The organism is Actinomadura graeca (assembly GCF_019175365.1).
Lineage (GTDB): Bacteria > Actinomycetota > Actinomycetes > Streptosporangiales > Streptosporangiaceae > Spirillospora > Spirillospora graeca.
This window is the reverse complement of the sequence record NZ_CP059572.1, coordinates 1,812,669-1,825,970: the sequence shown is the minus strand read 5'-3', so window position 1 is coordinate 1,825,970 and position 13,302 is coordinate 1,812,669. Positions and strand designations below refer to the sequence as shown.

The window sequence follows — 13,302 nt, the reverse complement described above, 5'->3', positions numbered from 1 at the left end:
TGTGGCGTGGTGGGCCCGGTTGTTTTTTGAGAACTGCACAGTGGACGCGAGCATCTCTGGTAGATGACGAGATCTCTGGCCTTTTTCTTCTGGTTTCGGCTGGGAGGGGGCTGGGGTTTTGTTGTTTATCTGCGATTTGTTTTGATCGTTTTGTGTGTTCAAGTTTTTTAGGGCATACGGTGGATGCCTTGGCATCAGGAGCCGATGAAGGACGTGGGAGCCTGCGATATGCCTCGGGGAGTCGGCAACCAGACTGTGATCCGGGGATTTCCGAATGGGGAAACCTGGCACCCGTCATGGGGTGTCGCCGCCGCCTGAATGTATAGGGCGGCTGGTGGGAACGCGGGGAAGTGAAACATCTCAGTACCCGCAGGAAGAGAAAACAATTGTGATTCCGTGAGTAGTGGTGAGCGAAAGCGGAGGAGCCTAAACCGTGCGCGTGTGATAACCGGCAGGTGTTGCGTGTGCGGGGTTGTGGGACCATCCGGTCAGTGCTGCCGCGCTGGCGGAGAGTTACAAAACATCGTGATAGTCGAACGGCATGGGAAGGCCGGCCATAGACGGTGAGAGTCCGGTAGGCGAAATCATGATGTCTCTTGGGTGTGTTCCCGAGTAGCACGGGGCCCGTGAAATCCCGTGTGAATCTGCCACGACCACGTGGTAAGGCTGAATACTTCCTGATGACCGATAGCGGACCAGTACCGTGAGGGAAAGGTGAAAAGTGCCCCGGTGAGGGGTCGTGAAATAGTACCTGAAACCGTGTGCCTACAAGCCGTCAGAGCGTCCTCCGGGGTTTCGGCCCTGGTTCGTGATGGCGTGCCTTTTGAAGAATGAGCCTGCGAGTTATGGTGTGTGGCGAGGTTAACCGGTGGCGGGTAGCCGTAGCGAAAGCGAGTCTGAAGAGGGCGTTTTTAGTCGCATGCTGTAGACCCGAAGCGGGGTGATCTAGCCATGGGCAGGGTGAAGCGCCGGTAAGACGGTGTGGAGGCCCGAACCCACCAGGGTTGAAAACCTGGGGGATGACCTGTGGTTAGGGGTGAAAGGCCAATCAAACTCCGTGATAGCTGGTTCTCCCCGAAATGCATTTAGGTGCAGCGTTGCGTGTTTCTTGCCGGAGGTAGAGCTACTGGATGGCTGAGGGGCCCTACAAGGTTACTGACGTCAGCCAAACTCCGAATGCCGGTAAGTGAGAGCGTGGCAGTGAGACTGCGGGGGATAAGCTTCGTAGTCGAGAGGGAAACAGCCCAGATCATCGGTTAAGGCCCCTAAGCGTGTGCTAAGTGGGAAAGGATGTGGAGTTGCCGTGACAACCAGGAGGTTGGCTTAGAAGCAGCCATCCTTGAAAGAGTGCGTAATAGCTCACTGGTCAAGTGATTCCGCGCCGACAATGTAGCGGGGCTCAAGCACACCGCCGAAGCCGTGGCACTGCATCCCTGTGTGGGGTGTGGTGGGTAGGGGAGCGTCCTGCAGCCGGTGAAGCCGCCGGGTGACCGAGTGGTGGAGGCTGCGGGAGTGAGAATGCAGGCATGAGTAGCGAATCACACGTGGGAAACGTGTGCGCCGGATGACCAAGGGTTCCTGGGGCAGGCTAATCCGCCCAGGGTAAGTCGGGACCTAAGGCGAGGCCGACAGGCGTAGTCGATGGACAACGGGTTGATATTCCCGTACCCGCTGGTATGCGCCAACGCCGAACCCTCTGATGCTAACCACCCGAGCTGCTGCCGGGGCCTTCGGGCTGTGGTGGCGGGGAGCGTGGGGCCCGAGGGGGTAGTAGGTGAGTGATGGGGTGACGCAGGAGGGTAGCTCAGCCCAGGCGATGGTTGTCCTGGGGTAAGCATGTAGCCCGTGCCATAGGTAAATCCGTGGCGCATTGAGGGTGAGATGTGATGCCGAGCCGTTTTAGGTGAAGTGAGTGATCCCATGCTGCCGAGAAAAGCCTCTAGCGAGTGTACCGGCGGCCCGTACCCTAAACCGACTCAGGTGGTCAGGTAGAGAATACCAAGGCGATCGGGTGAACTGTGGTTAAGGAACTCGGCAAATTGCCCCCGTAACTTTGGGAGAAGGGGGACCTGGCCTGGTGAGGGGATTTACTTCCTGAGCTGGGCGGGGTCGCAGAGGCCAGGGGGAAGCGACTGTTTACTAAAAACACAGGTCCGTGCGAAGTCGTAAGACGCTGTATACGGACTGACGCCTGCCCGGTGCCGGAACGTTAAGAGGACCGGTGAGACCCCTTGGGGTCGAGGCTGAGAATCTAAGCGCCGGTAAACGGCGGTGGTAACTATAACCATCCTAAGGTAGCGAAATTCCTTGTCGGGTAAGTTCCGACCTGCACGAATGGCGTAACGACTTCCCCGCTGTCTCAACCACAGGCCCGGCGAAATTGCAGTACGAGTAAAGATGCTCGTTTCGCGCAGCAGGACGGAAAGACCCCGGGACCTTCACTATAGCTTGGCATTGGCGCCTGAAGCGTCTTGTGTAGGATAGGTGGGAGACTGTGAAGCCCAGACGCCAGTTTGGGTGGAGTCGCTGGTGAAATACCACTCTGGTCGTTTTGAGCGTCTAACCCGCACCCGTGGATCCGGGTGGGGGACAGTGCCTGGTGGGTAGTTTAACTGGGGCGGTTGCCTCCTAAAGTGTAACGGAGGCGCCCAAAGGTTCCCTCAGCCTGGTTGGCAATCAGGTGGCGAGTGCAAGGGCACAAGGGAGCTTGACTGTGAGACGGACGTGTCGAGCAGGTGCGAAAGCAGGGCCTAGTGATCCGGCACCGACGTGTGGAAGTGGTGTCGCTCAACGGCTAAAAGGTACCCCGGGGATAACAGGCTGATCTTCCCCAAGAGTCCATATCGACGGGATGGTTTGGCACCTCGATGTCGGCTCGTCGCATCCTGGGGCTGGAGTAGGTCCCAAGGGTTGGGCTGTTCGCCCATTAAAGCGGCACGCGAGCTGGGTTTAGAACGTCGCGAGACAGTTCGGTCCCTATCCGCTGCGCGCGCAGGAGAATTGAGAGGGTCTGTCCCTAGTACGAGAGGACCGGGACGGACGAACCTCTGGTGTGCCAGTTGTCCCGCCAGGGGCACGGCTGGTTGGCTACGTTCGGCAGGGATAACCGCTGAAAGCATCTAAGCGGGAAGCCTTCCTCGAGATGAGTTCTCCCTCCCGCTTTCGGGTGGGGTAAGGCTCCCGGTAGACGACCGGGTTGATAGGCCGGAGATGGAAGCGCGGTAACGTGTGGAGTCGACCGGTACTAATAGGCCGAGTGGCTTGAACACACTTGACGTTCAATCCAAATCGCACACCACACGCTTGTGTGGTGGGTCTGCGTGTTCGCGTCCCTGTGTGGTTCCCGGAAAACAAACGGGAACCCGTTTGACAAGTGCATATATGTTCGAGCCTGGTCTCGGACGCCTCTGAAGTTTGCCTGCCCCGGTTGGGGTGGTGCGTTGGGCGTTCGGTGGTTATGGCGAGGGGGAAACACCCGGTCCCATCCCGAACCCGGAAGTTAAGCCTCTCAGCGCCGATGGTACTGCACGGGAGACTGTGTGGGAGAGTAGGACACCGCCGGACATTTATTGCAGGAAGGGCCCCGCCACACGGCGGGGCCCTTTCTCATTTGTGCGGTAGGAGGTTAGGAGAAGGCGTTGAAGGTCGCCTCTGGGTCGGTCCTGTTCTGGTAGAGCTCCCAGGCCGCATCGGCGATCTTGTCTGGATCGAGCGTGCCGACGCTCAGGTCCGCCAGGCGCTCCTGCTGGGACATGACCATGCGATGGATGTCGCCGCGTTCGACGAGGCCGCCGATGGTCAACGTCCCGGCATAGATGTTCTGGTCTGCCAGGGCGGCGTGGAGCGTCACGGCATAGTTGCGCAGTGCGGCGGCGGAGATCGCGTAGCTGCCGATGGCGGGAATCGGCACGACGGAGCTGAGGCCGCCGGCGAAGAGGAGGCCGCCGCGGCCCCGCTCCAGCATTCCCGGCAGAACGGCCCCGACCGTGTCGAGCGCGGGATACACCCAGCTCATCGCCTCCTTCGCCGCTGGGACGTCCGTCGAGGTGATGGGACCGGGCACGGAGTCCAGATCGGCGGCGCCGGGTCCGTAGTAGACGACGTCGATGGTGTGCCGGGCGGCGATCTCGTCCAGAGCGGACAACAGTGCACCGCGATCGCGGACGTCGGCGGGGTGGGACGTCGCCTCGATGCCCGCGTCGGCGAGGGACGCGATGTACCCGGGATGCCGGGCCCCGCTGCGGGAGACCAGGGCGATCCGGTGCCCCTCCCGGCCGAAGCGATGCGCGATGGACATGCCGAGCCCGGGGCCCGCACCTATGACGACGGTCGTCGCGGTCATACGTGACTCCAATAAGTTGAGGACGGTCTCAACTTAGCATGAAACTTGAGGCCCTCCTCACGTTCGTAGGATGGTGTCCATGCCAGGGAGGAGCAGGCCGAGGGCCGACGCGGCGCGCAATCGGGACAAGCTGGTCGCCGCGGGAGCCGCCGTCTTCGGCCGGCGCGGGCTGGACGCGCCTCTGGACGAGGTGGCGCGCCGGGCGGGCGTCAGCATCGGGACGCTCTACAACCATTTTCCGACGCGCCAGGATCTCTTCGACGCGATCTTCCCGGAGCGGCTGGCCGCACTGGAGCGTGTCGCGGAGTCCGCGAAGGCGGCCGCCGATCCGTGGGACGGGTTCGTCCTGTTCATCGAGGGTCTGTTCGCCATGCAAGCCGAGGACCGTGGACTCAATGACGTCCTGGTCCGGCGGTTTCCGACCGCGTCAGGGGTCGGTGAGGCGTGCCATCGCGGGGCCGGTTACGCGGCGGAGGTCATCGACCGGGCCAAGCGCTCCGGGCGGCTGCGCGGCGACTTCGAGCTCCAGGACCTCGTGACGTTGATGTGGGCGATGTCCCAGGTCATCCGGGAGTCGGTGGACGCCGCTCCCGACGCCTGGCGCCGCTGCCTCGCCTTCTACCTTGATGGCCTGCGCGCCGAGGCGGCACACCCGCTGCCCGTCCAGGCCCTCACCCGGGAGCAAGTCGCGTCAGTGGGTCTCCCACTCGGCCAGCAGGGACGCGACGGCGGCAAGGTCGGTCTCGGGGAAGACGCGGATTCCTGAGCTTCTCAGGAGGGCCGCGGTGAGCCCTTCACCCGCCGTGCTGCGGCCGGTGAATGTTCCGTCGTGGACGCGGGTGCCGCCACAGGACGGGCTGCCCTCCTTGAGGAGGGCGATGCGGGCACCGGCGCGGCGGGCGATCTCCAGCGCGAGGCGGGCGCCCCGCTGGAAGGCGTCGGTGACGTCCCGGCCGTCCTCGGTGAGGACACGGGACCCGACGATCTCGGCGGGCGGGCGTGGGACGGGCAGGCCGCCCGCGACCTCCGGGCAGAACGGGACGAGGCGGCCCTCGGCACGCCAGCGCTCGAACAGGTCGCCGACCACGGGCTTGGCGCGGCCGTCGTATCGGACGGGCCTTCCCATCAGGCAAGAGCTGACCAGTATACGTTCCACTCTTCTCAGCCTACTGTGACGTCTTGCGTCCCATTGGGCACGGGCGAATAGTGAGGAGGACCCCCGACGCAGGGAGACCGGCATGGTCCTTCTCGGCCGTCCACTCCCGGAGGCGCCCCCCGTTCGGCGTCCCCGGGGCTCGGTCCTGGTGACCTGGCTGACCAGTACCGACCACAAGGTGATCGGGCATCTGTATCTGATCACATCGTTCGTGTTCTTCCTGTTCGCCGGATTGATGGCGATGGTCATCCGGGGCGAGCTGGCGTCGCCGGGGCGGCAGATCGTGAGCAACGAGCAGTTCAACCAGCTGTTCACGATGCACGGCACGGTGATGCTGCTGCTGTTCGCGACGCCATTGTTCGTCGGTTTCGCGAACGTCGTCATGCCACTGCAGATCGGGTCACCGGACGTGGCGTTCCCGCGTCTCAACATGCTCAGTTACTGGCTGTTCCTGTTCGGCGGGCTGATCGTCTTCATGGGGTTCGTGTCACCGGGCGGGGCCGCGAGTTTCGGATGGACGGCCTATGCTCCGCTGACGAGCGGGGTGAGGTCGCCCGGTGTCGGCGCGGACCTGTGGATCATGGGGTTGGCGCTGTCGGGTTTCGGGACGATCCTCGGCGGCGTCAATTTCGTCACCACGATCGTCGGGATGCGGGCACCGGGAATGACGATGTTCCGGATGCCGATCTTCACGTGGAACGTCTTCCTGACGAGCCTGCTGGTGCTGATGGCGTTCCCCGTCCTGGCGGCGGCGCTGCTGGTCCTGGAATCCGACCGGCGGTTCGGCTCGCACGTGTTCGACGCGGCGTCCGGAGGCGCGCTGACCTGGCAGCATCTGTTCTGGTTCTTCGGGCATCCGGAGGTCTACATCATCGCCTTGCCGTTCTTCGGCATCGTCACCGAGGTCATCCCGGTGTTCAGCCGCAAGCCGCTGTTCGGGTACTTCGGCATGGTCGGGGCCACGCTCCTGATCGCGGGACTGTCGATGACGGTGTGGGCCCACCACATGTTCACCACCGGCCGGGTGCTGCTGCCGTTCTTCTCGTTCATGTCGTTCCTCATCGCCGTGCCGACGGGGGTGAAGTTCTTCAACTGGGTCGGCACGATGTGGCGGGGGTCCCTCAGCTTCGAGACACCGATGCTTTTCGCGGTGGGTTTCCTGGTGACGTTCCTGTTCGGCGGGCTGACCGGGGTGATCCTGGCGTCGCCGCCGCTGGACTTCCATGTCCAGGACTCCTATTTCGTGGTGGCGCACTTCCATTACGTCGTCTTCGGTACGGTCGTCTTCGCGATGTTCGCGGGCTTCTATTTCTGGTGGCCCAAGATGACCGGGAAGATGCTGGACGAGACGTGGGGGAAGGTGCACTTCTGGTTCCTGTTCGTCGGATTCCACACGACGTTCCTCGTCCAGCACTGGCTGGGGGCCCAGGGCATGCCCCGCCGCTACGCGGACTATCCGGAGGAGTTCACGGCGCTGAACCGCGTCTCCAGCGCCGGGGCGCTGATCCTCGGAGTCTCGACGCTGTTCTTCTTCTACAACGTGTACCGGACGGCGCGGCGCGGCGTCCGTGTCGAGACCGACGATCCCTGGGGATACGGCAATTCCCTTGAGTGGGCCACGTCGTGTCCGCCGCCCAGGCACAACTTCGCGTCGATTCCGCGGATCCGCTCGGAAAGGCCGGCGTTCGACCTGCACTATCCGAAGGTCCCCGAGGCGGAGTCCGGTGGCTAGCGGCGGCGCGGGTGGAGCGCGGGGACATGGGGCCTCGCGTTGCGTGCCTGGACGATCACCACGTTTCCTGCTATGGCGGTCGAGAATCCTCGCTATAACGCCACCGTAACAATCGAAGTCTTCGAGACAAAACAGACGAATATACGGCGTCGGTCCGGCTACCGTGCGGCGAACGGTGAGCTGCATCACAGGGGGGCTGCTGAGGTTGTGTTGCGGATGCGGCGGGGAGGCGTGATGGCCCGGCGGACCCGGTCGGTCAGGACGAGGATCGTCTTACTGCTCGTCCCGCCCATCGCGGCCCTGGTCGTGCTGTGGGTGTACGCGGCGGCGACGACCCTGGGCGACAGCCTCCGGCAGACCAGGGCGCAGACCTTCACCGACAAGGTCGTCAAGCCCACCGACGCGATGATCGCCGCGTTGCAGGACGAGCGCCGCATGTCGCTGTCCTATCTGGGCGACGCCTCCACCATCGGCCGCTCCGGCTTCGAGGCGCAGCGGACGCGGACCGACCAGACGCGGGCGGCGTTCCGCAGGGCGGCCGCCGACTCGTCCGTCCGGGGCGCGGCGACCCCCGAGACCCGGAGCCGGATGGTCGACCTGGCCGAGTCGCTGGGTGAGGTCGAGGGCATCCGGCGCGCCATCGACCAGGGGCTCATCGACCGCGCGGAGACGCTCGGCAGGTACACCGCGTTCATCGACCGCGCCGCAGAGATCTACGAGGAGCCCCGGTCCGACGACGAGCGCATCGTCCGTGACACCCGGCTCCTCATCGCGCTCGAACGTGCTCGGGAGAATCTGTCCCGGGAGGACGCGCTGGTCACCGGCGCGCTCGCGGCCCGCAGGCTCAGCAAGGCCGAGTATCTGCGGCTGGTGCAGTTCGCGGGCGCGCGCTCCCTGCTGTGGGAGGACTCGGTCCGCTCGCTGTCGGGGTCCGACCGCGTCCGCTATGACGCGATCGTCGCCAGCCCGGAGTTCACCATGTTCCGGAGGCTGGAGGACCGCCTGATGGAGACGGGCGCCGTCGAGGGACGCCCCCCGGTGGACATCGGCGCCTGGCACTCCTCCACCGAGTCCGTGAACGCGCGGTTCGCGGACCTCTCGTCCGGTATCCGCTCGGCCACCGCCTCGCGCGGCGCGCAGCAGGCGGACGCGTTCCTCCTGCGGCTCTTCCTCGCGGGCGGTGTCGGGCTGCTGGCCGTCGTGGCCTCGATCGCCGTGGCCGTCCAGATGGGACGTCGGCTGATCACCGAGAGCCGCGAGATGGCCGAGACCGTGACCGCCTTCACCCGCGACCGGCTGCCGGTGATCGGCGAGCTGGCGCGGCGGGGCGAGACCCTTCCACCGGAGCCCGCGCTGCCCGCCGCGCACGCCGTCCCCGCCCTTCCGCCGGCGGCCCAGGACCGCGCGACGGGCGCCGGGGCAGGCCCGATGCCCGTGGGTCCGACGCCTGCGGGCACGGCGCATGCGGGCCCGACGCCCGCGCGCGCGGACGGGACGGGCGACGGTGGCGTCGAGTTCACCGTCACCGAGATCAAGCGGATCGACGAGGCGTTCGCCGAGGCCCGCCGCGCGGTGCTCCGCGCGTCCGCGGGAGAGGCGGAGGCGCATCAGCGCCTCAACGACGTGTTCGTCACCCTCGCGCGGCGCAACCAGTCCCTGTTGCAGCGGCTGCTCGGGCGCCTGGAGGCGATGGAGCGGGGCACCGAGGACCCCGACGCGCTGGCCGCGCTGTTCGAGCTGGACCACCTGGCGACGCGGATGCGGCGGCACGCGGAGGGGCTGGTCATCCTGTCCGGGCGGCCGTCCGGGCGGAGCTGGCGGCATCCCGTCCGGCTGATGGACGTGGCGCGCGCCGCGGCGTCGGAGACCGAGGACTACACACGGGTGGAGGTCCTGCCGATGGGGCGGGCCGCGCTGTCGGGACGGGCCGTGGCCGACACCATCCACCTGCTCGCCGAGCTCGTCGAGAACGCCGCCGCGTTCTCCCCGCCGAACACGCGGATCCGCGTGACGGGCGGGGAGGTCGCGCACGGTTTCGCGATCGAGGTCGAGGACCGCGGGCTCGGGCTCGCCCGCGAGGAGATCGTGCGGCTGAACGAGCTGCTCTCCGCCGACCGCGAGCCGAAGCTCGACGAGCCCGTACAGCTCGGGCTGTTCGTCGTCGCCCGGCTCGCGGCGCGGCACGGGATGAGGGTCTCCCTGCGCTCCTCGGCGTACGGGGGCGTCGTCGCGATCGTGCTGATCCCGCACGCGCTCGTCGACGCGGGCCCGGAGGGGGCGGGCGGCTCGGGCGAGTACCGTCCGCTGGTCGCCGTGTCCCGCGCGGCCGCGGAACCGGCGGTGCGGCCCGCGCCGGAGCAGCCGCGGCTGACGCCCCGGTACGCCTCCACGCCGCCACTGGCCGTCCCGCCGCCGCGCCGGGAGGAGGACCCCGTCGCGGACGAGCCGACCGGGCCGCAGGCCGGTCCCGAGCCCGTGATCGGAGCGGACGGGCTGCCGAGGCGCCGGCGGCAGGCGAACCTGGCCCCGCAGCTCAGGCAGGCCCCGCCCGCCGCGCCCGGGGAAGAGGAGCCTTCGGAGCGGTCGCCGGAGGCGGCCCGCAGCATGCTGTCGAGGATGCAGAGCGGCTGGCAGCGCGGACGCGAGGCCGCCGCCGGACCCGCGGGGCCCGCTCGACCCGCCGGGCCCGGCGCCCCGGAGACGCCGCCCGCCGGGCCGGGCGGCGAATGATGCCAGGCCAGCCCGGGGGGCCGGACGAACTGTGGGTCGACGAGATGGCCGGCCCCGTGCTGCGCCCGTTCGCCGTCGCCGGAGGCCGGACGCGGCAGGCGTACTCCGACCTCGACCTCATCGCGATCGTCCTCACGGCCGAGGTGCCGATGCCCGCCCCGGGCTCGCTCGGCACCGAGGACGAGCTGATCCTGGAGCTGTGCGTCCGGCCGCGATCGGTCGCCGACCTGGCCGCCGACCTGGCGCTGCCGGTCGGGGTGATGCGCGTGCTGGTCGGCGACCTGCTGCGCCGCGGGCTGGTGACCGTGCGGCGGCCCGCCACGTCCCGGAGCGGACGTCCCGACCCGCGCCTCCTCAAAGAGGTGATCGACGGCCTCCGCGCGCTGTGACGCGCGCCAGAGACGCGACCCGCCACGCCGCCCGCCGGGCCGTCACCTCCCCGCGCGGATCCGGTCCACGGCGAACCGCGCGACGCGGACGGCGCCGTCCGGGCTGAGCCGGGCGCCGCGCCAGGCCGCCCGCCCGTGCGCGGGCGCGACGATCACCGCCCGGTTCCGCGCGACGCCGCGCAGGATGTCGCGGGCGAGCTTCCCGGCCGTGTAGAGGCGGGGCGCCGCCTTGGCGATGTCGCCGGTGGCGTCGCCGCTCATCGGCGTCTCGGGCAGCCCGGGGTTGACGTGGTGCAGCAGCGGCGTGTCGACGAAGCCCGGGCAGACCACGCTCACCCGGACGCCACGTCCGGCGGCCTCGGCGCGCAGGCCGAGGGACAGCCCGACGACCGCGTGCTTGGTGGCGGTGTAGGGGATGCCCGCCGGCATCGGGACGAGACCGGCGAGCGAGGCGGTGTTGACGATGTGGCCGTGCCCCTGCTCCAGCATGATCGGGTAGGCGGCGTGGACGCCGTGCACGACGCCCCTGAGGTTGACGTCGATCGCGCGGTTCCAGTGGTCGAGGGTGAGCTCCTCGGCCAGGCCGCCGATCGCGATCCCGGCGTTGTTGAAAACGAGGTCGAGGCGTCCGTGCTGGTCCCGCACGCCCGTGTACAGGTCCGCGACGGCCGCGGCGTCGGTGACGTCGAGGCGGGCGGCGGCGGCCTCGCCCCGGCCGAGTGAGTTCAGCCGGCCGGCGACCGCGGCGGCGCGCTCGTCGTCGATGTCGGCGACCACGACGGTGTCGCCGCGCGCCACCAGCGACGTCGCGACGGCCCGGCCGATGCCGGAGGCGCCGCCGGTCACGATCGCGATGCTCATGGGCGCGCTCCGCTCGGGGCTCGATGCGGTGCGCCCGTGCCTGCGCCTGTCGCGGTGCCTGCGTCTGTTGCGCTGCCTGTGCCTGGTGCGGTGCCTGTGCCGGGCATGCTCAGGCGGCCTTGGACGTCTGGACGGCGCGGCGCGCCTTCGGCTCGTCCCAGATCCCGAACGCCTTCCACACCTGCCTGCCGACCGGGCCGATCACGCCGAGCTCGGCCATCAGATCGCGGATCTTGCCGACCGAGTTGGAGATCTCCGCCCGGGCCGCCTCGCTCTTGTAGGCGGCGCGGACGACGTCCTTCGGGATGCCGAAGTGCCGCACCATCGGCCCGGGCGGCGACAGCATGATCCTCGCCATCACGCCGAGCACCACCGGCGTCGCGATGCCGAGGATCCGGCGGCGCAGCGGGTGCATGCCCGGCACCCGGTGCTTGAGGTAGTGCCGGGCGAAGGAGATGTGCCGCGCCTCCTCCGCGATGTGGATCTTCATGATCGTCTCCTCCAGCGGGTGCTTGATGTGCCCGCCCTTGAGGGACTTGCGCTGGACGTAGTCGATGGGGTCCTCGCCGCCGAGCACGAACACGAAGAACATCTCCGTGTTGATCAGCGGGATCCAGGGGGCGGCCTGCGCGATCAGGCTGAGCGAGCGCGGCATGCCGCGGATGGGCATCTTCGTCCGGTTCACGAACTCCTGGAACATCATCCCGTGGTGACATTCCTCGGTCGTCTCGTGGTAGACGTACCGGAACTCCGGCCGTCCGTTCGGCAGCCGGTAGGCGTAGTTGAGCAGGCCCCGCTTCAGCAGGTTCTCGAACTGCAGCCCGATCTTCATCGCGGTGGCGACCCGCCACAGCCCGATCTGCGCCTGGACCTCCGGCGGCCGCGACCGGTACCACTCGGTCTCGCCGAGCCGGTCGAACGGCGGCAGCACCCACCGCGGGTCGTTCTTGTCGACCTGGAACTCGGGGTCGTCCCAGGGGATGTCGGCGTAGGCCTCCCAGTGCTTGTCCACCGACGCCTTGTTCAGGCGGTCGATGACGCCGAGGTAGGACTTCCTGTCCTTGACCTGCTCGCGGACCTCGTCGGCGAGTTCGGTGGGGGTTTCGGGCATCTCGGACTCCCTGGGGGTGTTCCGGCGGGGTCGCCGTCCTTCTTCTCGGTGTCGGGGCTGGGACAGGGGCTCGCGTCGCGTCGTGGGTGTCAGGCCGTGACCGGGGCTTCCGCGCCCTCACCGGGACCGGACGTCGTGGACGCCTCGGCGGCGGGCGCGGGGGACGCCTCGGCGGCAGGGGTGCCGGGCCCGGGGACGATCAGCCGTGCGATGTCCTTGACCTGGCGAAGGACGGCCGCCTGGTGGCCGCTCTCGTCGTCGTCCAGCGCGTTCTGCACCGACAGCCCGACGAACATCGCGAACAGGCTGCGCAGGGTGGTTTCGGCGAAGTCGGGTTGCCACGTGTGGGAGGGGAACAGCCGCTCGAACGTCTCCAGGATCACCTGGAGGATCCGCTCGTTGAGGTCGCGGCACAGCGGACGCAGTTCCTCGTCGGTGCGCGCCGCGACGGCCAGTTCCAGCAGGGCCTTGGCCGGGGGACCGCGGAACACCTCCCAGAGCAGGTCGAGCGCCCCGGCGACGTCGCGCCGCTCCTCCGGCAGCACCGCGAAGGCCGTCTCGTACGCCAGCCGTTGCGCCTCCAGGAGGTGCTCCAGGGCCGCGGCGACCAGGACCATCTTGGTGGGGTAGTGGTGCTGCTGCGCCCCGCGCGAGACACCCGCCCGTCGGGCCACCTCGGTGGTGGACGTCCCCGACCAGCCGAGTTCCACGAGGCACTCCATGGTGGCCTCCAGAAGCCTGGCCCGCATGCGGGACCGGCGTTCCTCCTGCGTGCGGCGGCCGTCGCCGTGGTGGCGGCGACGTCGGCGGCTGCTCACTGACACACCCCGACGGTACGAGCGGCACATACAAGCAATCAAGCCTGCATGTATGTTGTGCGCATCACAATTGGACGACTCGTCTGATGCGGCTGGCCGCCGGGTGCGTCGTGTGTGTCGTCCGGGCCATGGGCTCGTACCGCGCACGGGGTAGGCGGGTGGT

General features: G+C 67.7%; 9 protein-coding genes and 2 rRNA genes. 6 read left to right on the top strand and 5 right to left on the bottom strand.

Features of this window, described 5'->3' with window-relative positions:
- The first annotated feature begins 156 nt into the window (after nucleotides 1-156).
- Both AGRA3207_RS08420 and rrf read left to right on the top strand, forming a co-directional pair.
- Nucleotides 157-3,269, top strand: a 23S ribosomal RNA gene (locus tag AGRA3207_RS08420).
- A 178-nt stretch (nucleotides 3,270-3,447) separates the two neighbouring features.
- A 5S ribosomal RNA gene (rrf, locus tag AGRA3207_RS08415) occupies nucleotides 3,448-3,564 on the top strand.
- Between the two features lie 61 nt (nucleotides 3,565-3,625).
- Here the strand turns inward: rrf and AGRA3207_RS08410 are convergent.
- Nucleotides 3,626-4,342, bottom strand: coding sequence for an SDR family NAD(P)-dependent oxidoreductase (locus AGRA3207_RS08410; protein WP_231334000.1), 717 nt, complete (start codon nucleotides 4,340-4,342; stop codon nucleotides 3,626-3,628).
- 79 nt (nucleotides 4,343-4,421) lie between these two features.
- Here AGRA3207_RS08410 and AGRA3207_RS08405 point away from each other — a divergent pair, with 79 nt between their 5' ends.
- Nucleotides 4,422-5,108, top strand: a complete 687-nt coding sequence (locus AGRA3207_RS08405) for a TetR/AcrR family transcriptional regulator (RefSeq protein WP_231333999.1) — start codon at nucleotides 4,422-4,424, stop codon at nucleotides 5,106-5,108.
- Here AGRA3207_RS08405 and AGRA3207_RS08400 read toward each other — a convergent pair.
- Nucleotides 5,034-5,498, bottom strand: a complete 465-nt coding sequence (locus AGRA3207_RS08400; RefSeq protein WP_231333998.1) for a 2-thiouracil desulfurase family protein — start codon at nucleotides 5,496-5,498, stop codon at nucleotides 5,034-5,036. The two genes, AGRA3207_RS08405 and AGRA3207_RS08400, sit on opposite strands and share 75 nt — an antisense overlap.
- A gap of 82 nt (nucleotides 5,499-5,580) precedes the next feature.
- On the opposite strand from AGRA3207_RS08400, the gene ctaD reads away from it, so the two are divergent.
- From ctaD to AGRA3207_RS08385, 3 genes are all read left to right on the top strand, one after another.
- Nucleotides 5,581-7,230 (top strand): aa3-type cytochrome oxidase subunit I, encoded by a 1,650-nt coding sequence (gene ctaD / locus AGRA3207_RS08395; RefSeq protein ID WP_231333997.1) that lies wholly within the window; start codon nucleotides 5,581-5,583, stop codon nucleotides 7,228-7,230.
- A 234-nt stretch (nucleotides 7,231-7,464) separates the two neighbouring features.
- Nucleotides 7,465-9,960 carry a sensor histidine kinase gene (locus AGRA3207_RS08390; RefSeq protein WP_231333996.1) on the top strand — a complete coding sequence of 832 codons (2,496 nt, stop codon included), beginning with the start codon at nucleotides 7,465-7,467 and terminating at the stop codon, nucleotides 9,958-9,960.
- Complete coding sequence (locus AGRA3207_RS08385) at nucleotides 9,960-10,349, top strand: DUF742 domain-containing protein (RefSeq protein WP_231333995.1); 390 nt, start codon at nucleotides 9,960-9,962, stop codon at nucleotides 10,347-10,349. The genes AGRA3207_RS08390 and AGRA3207_RS08385 overlap by 1 nt, the downstream gene beginning before the upstream one ends.
- A gap of 42 nt (nucleotides 10,350-10,391) precedes the next feature.
- Here the strand turns inward: AGRA3207_RS08385 and AGRA3207_RS08380 are convergent, their stop codons facing one another.
- From AGRA3207_RS08380 to AGRA3207_RS08370, 3 genes are all read right to left on the bottom strand, one after another.
- Complete coding sequence (locus AGRA3207_RS08380; protein WP_231333994.1) at nucleotides 10,392-11,210, bottom strand: SDR family NAD(P)-dependent oxidoreductase; 819 nt, start codon at nucleotides 11,208-11,210, stop codon at nucleotides 10,392-10,394.
- A 109-nt stretch (nucleotides 11,211-11,319) separates the two neighbouring features.
- Complete coding sequence (locus AGRA3207_RS08375) at nucleotides 11,320-12,321, bottom strand: AurF N-oxygenase family protein (RefSeq protein ID WP_231333993.1); 1,002 nt, start codon at nucleotides 12,319-12,321, stop codon at nucleotides 11,320-11,322.
- A gap of 89 nt (nucleotides 12,322-12,410) precedes the next feature.
- Nucleotides 12,411-13,145, bottom strand: coding sequence for a TetR/AcrR family transcriptional regulator (locus tag AGRA3207_RS08370; RefSeq protein WP_231333992.1), 735 nt, complete (start codon nucleotides 13,143-13,145; stop codon nucleotides 12,411-12,413).
- Nucleotides 13,146-13,302 lie beyond the last annotated feature (157 nt).

Excerpts from the sequence above, each read along its gene's own strand:
- ctaD (WP_231333997.1), top strand. The coding sequence starts at position 5,581 with ATGGTCCTTCTCGGCCGTCCACTCCCGGAGGCGCCCCCCGTTCGGCGT.
- AGRA3207_RS08410 (WP_231334000.1), bottom strand. The coding sequence starts at position 4,342 with ATGACCGCGACGACCGTCGTCATAGGTGCGGGCCCCGGGCTCGGCATG.
- AGRA3207_RS08405 (WP_231333999.1), top strand. The coding sequence starts at position 4,422 with ATGCCAGGGAGGAGCAGGCCGAGGGCCGACGCGGCGCGCAATCGGGAC.
- AGRA3207_RS08375 (WP_231333993.1), bottom strand. The coding sequence starts at position 12,321 with ATGCCCGAAACCCCCACCGAACTCGCCGACGAGGTCCGCGAGCAGGTC.
- AGRA3207_RS08390 (WP_231333996.1), top strand. The coding sequence starts at position 7,465 with ATGGCCCGGCGGACCCGGTCGGTCAGGACGAGGATCGTCTTACTGCTC.
- AGRA3207_RS08385 (WP_231333995.1), top strand. The coding sequence starts at position 9,960 with ATGCCAGGCCAGCCCGGGGGGCCGGACGAACTGTGGGTCGACGAGATG.
- AGRA3207_RS08380 (WP_231333994.1), bottom strand. The coding sequence starts at position 11,210 with ATGAGCATCGCGATCGTGACCGGCGGCGCCTCCGGCATCGGCCGGGCC.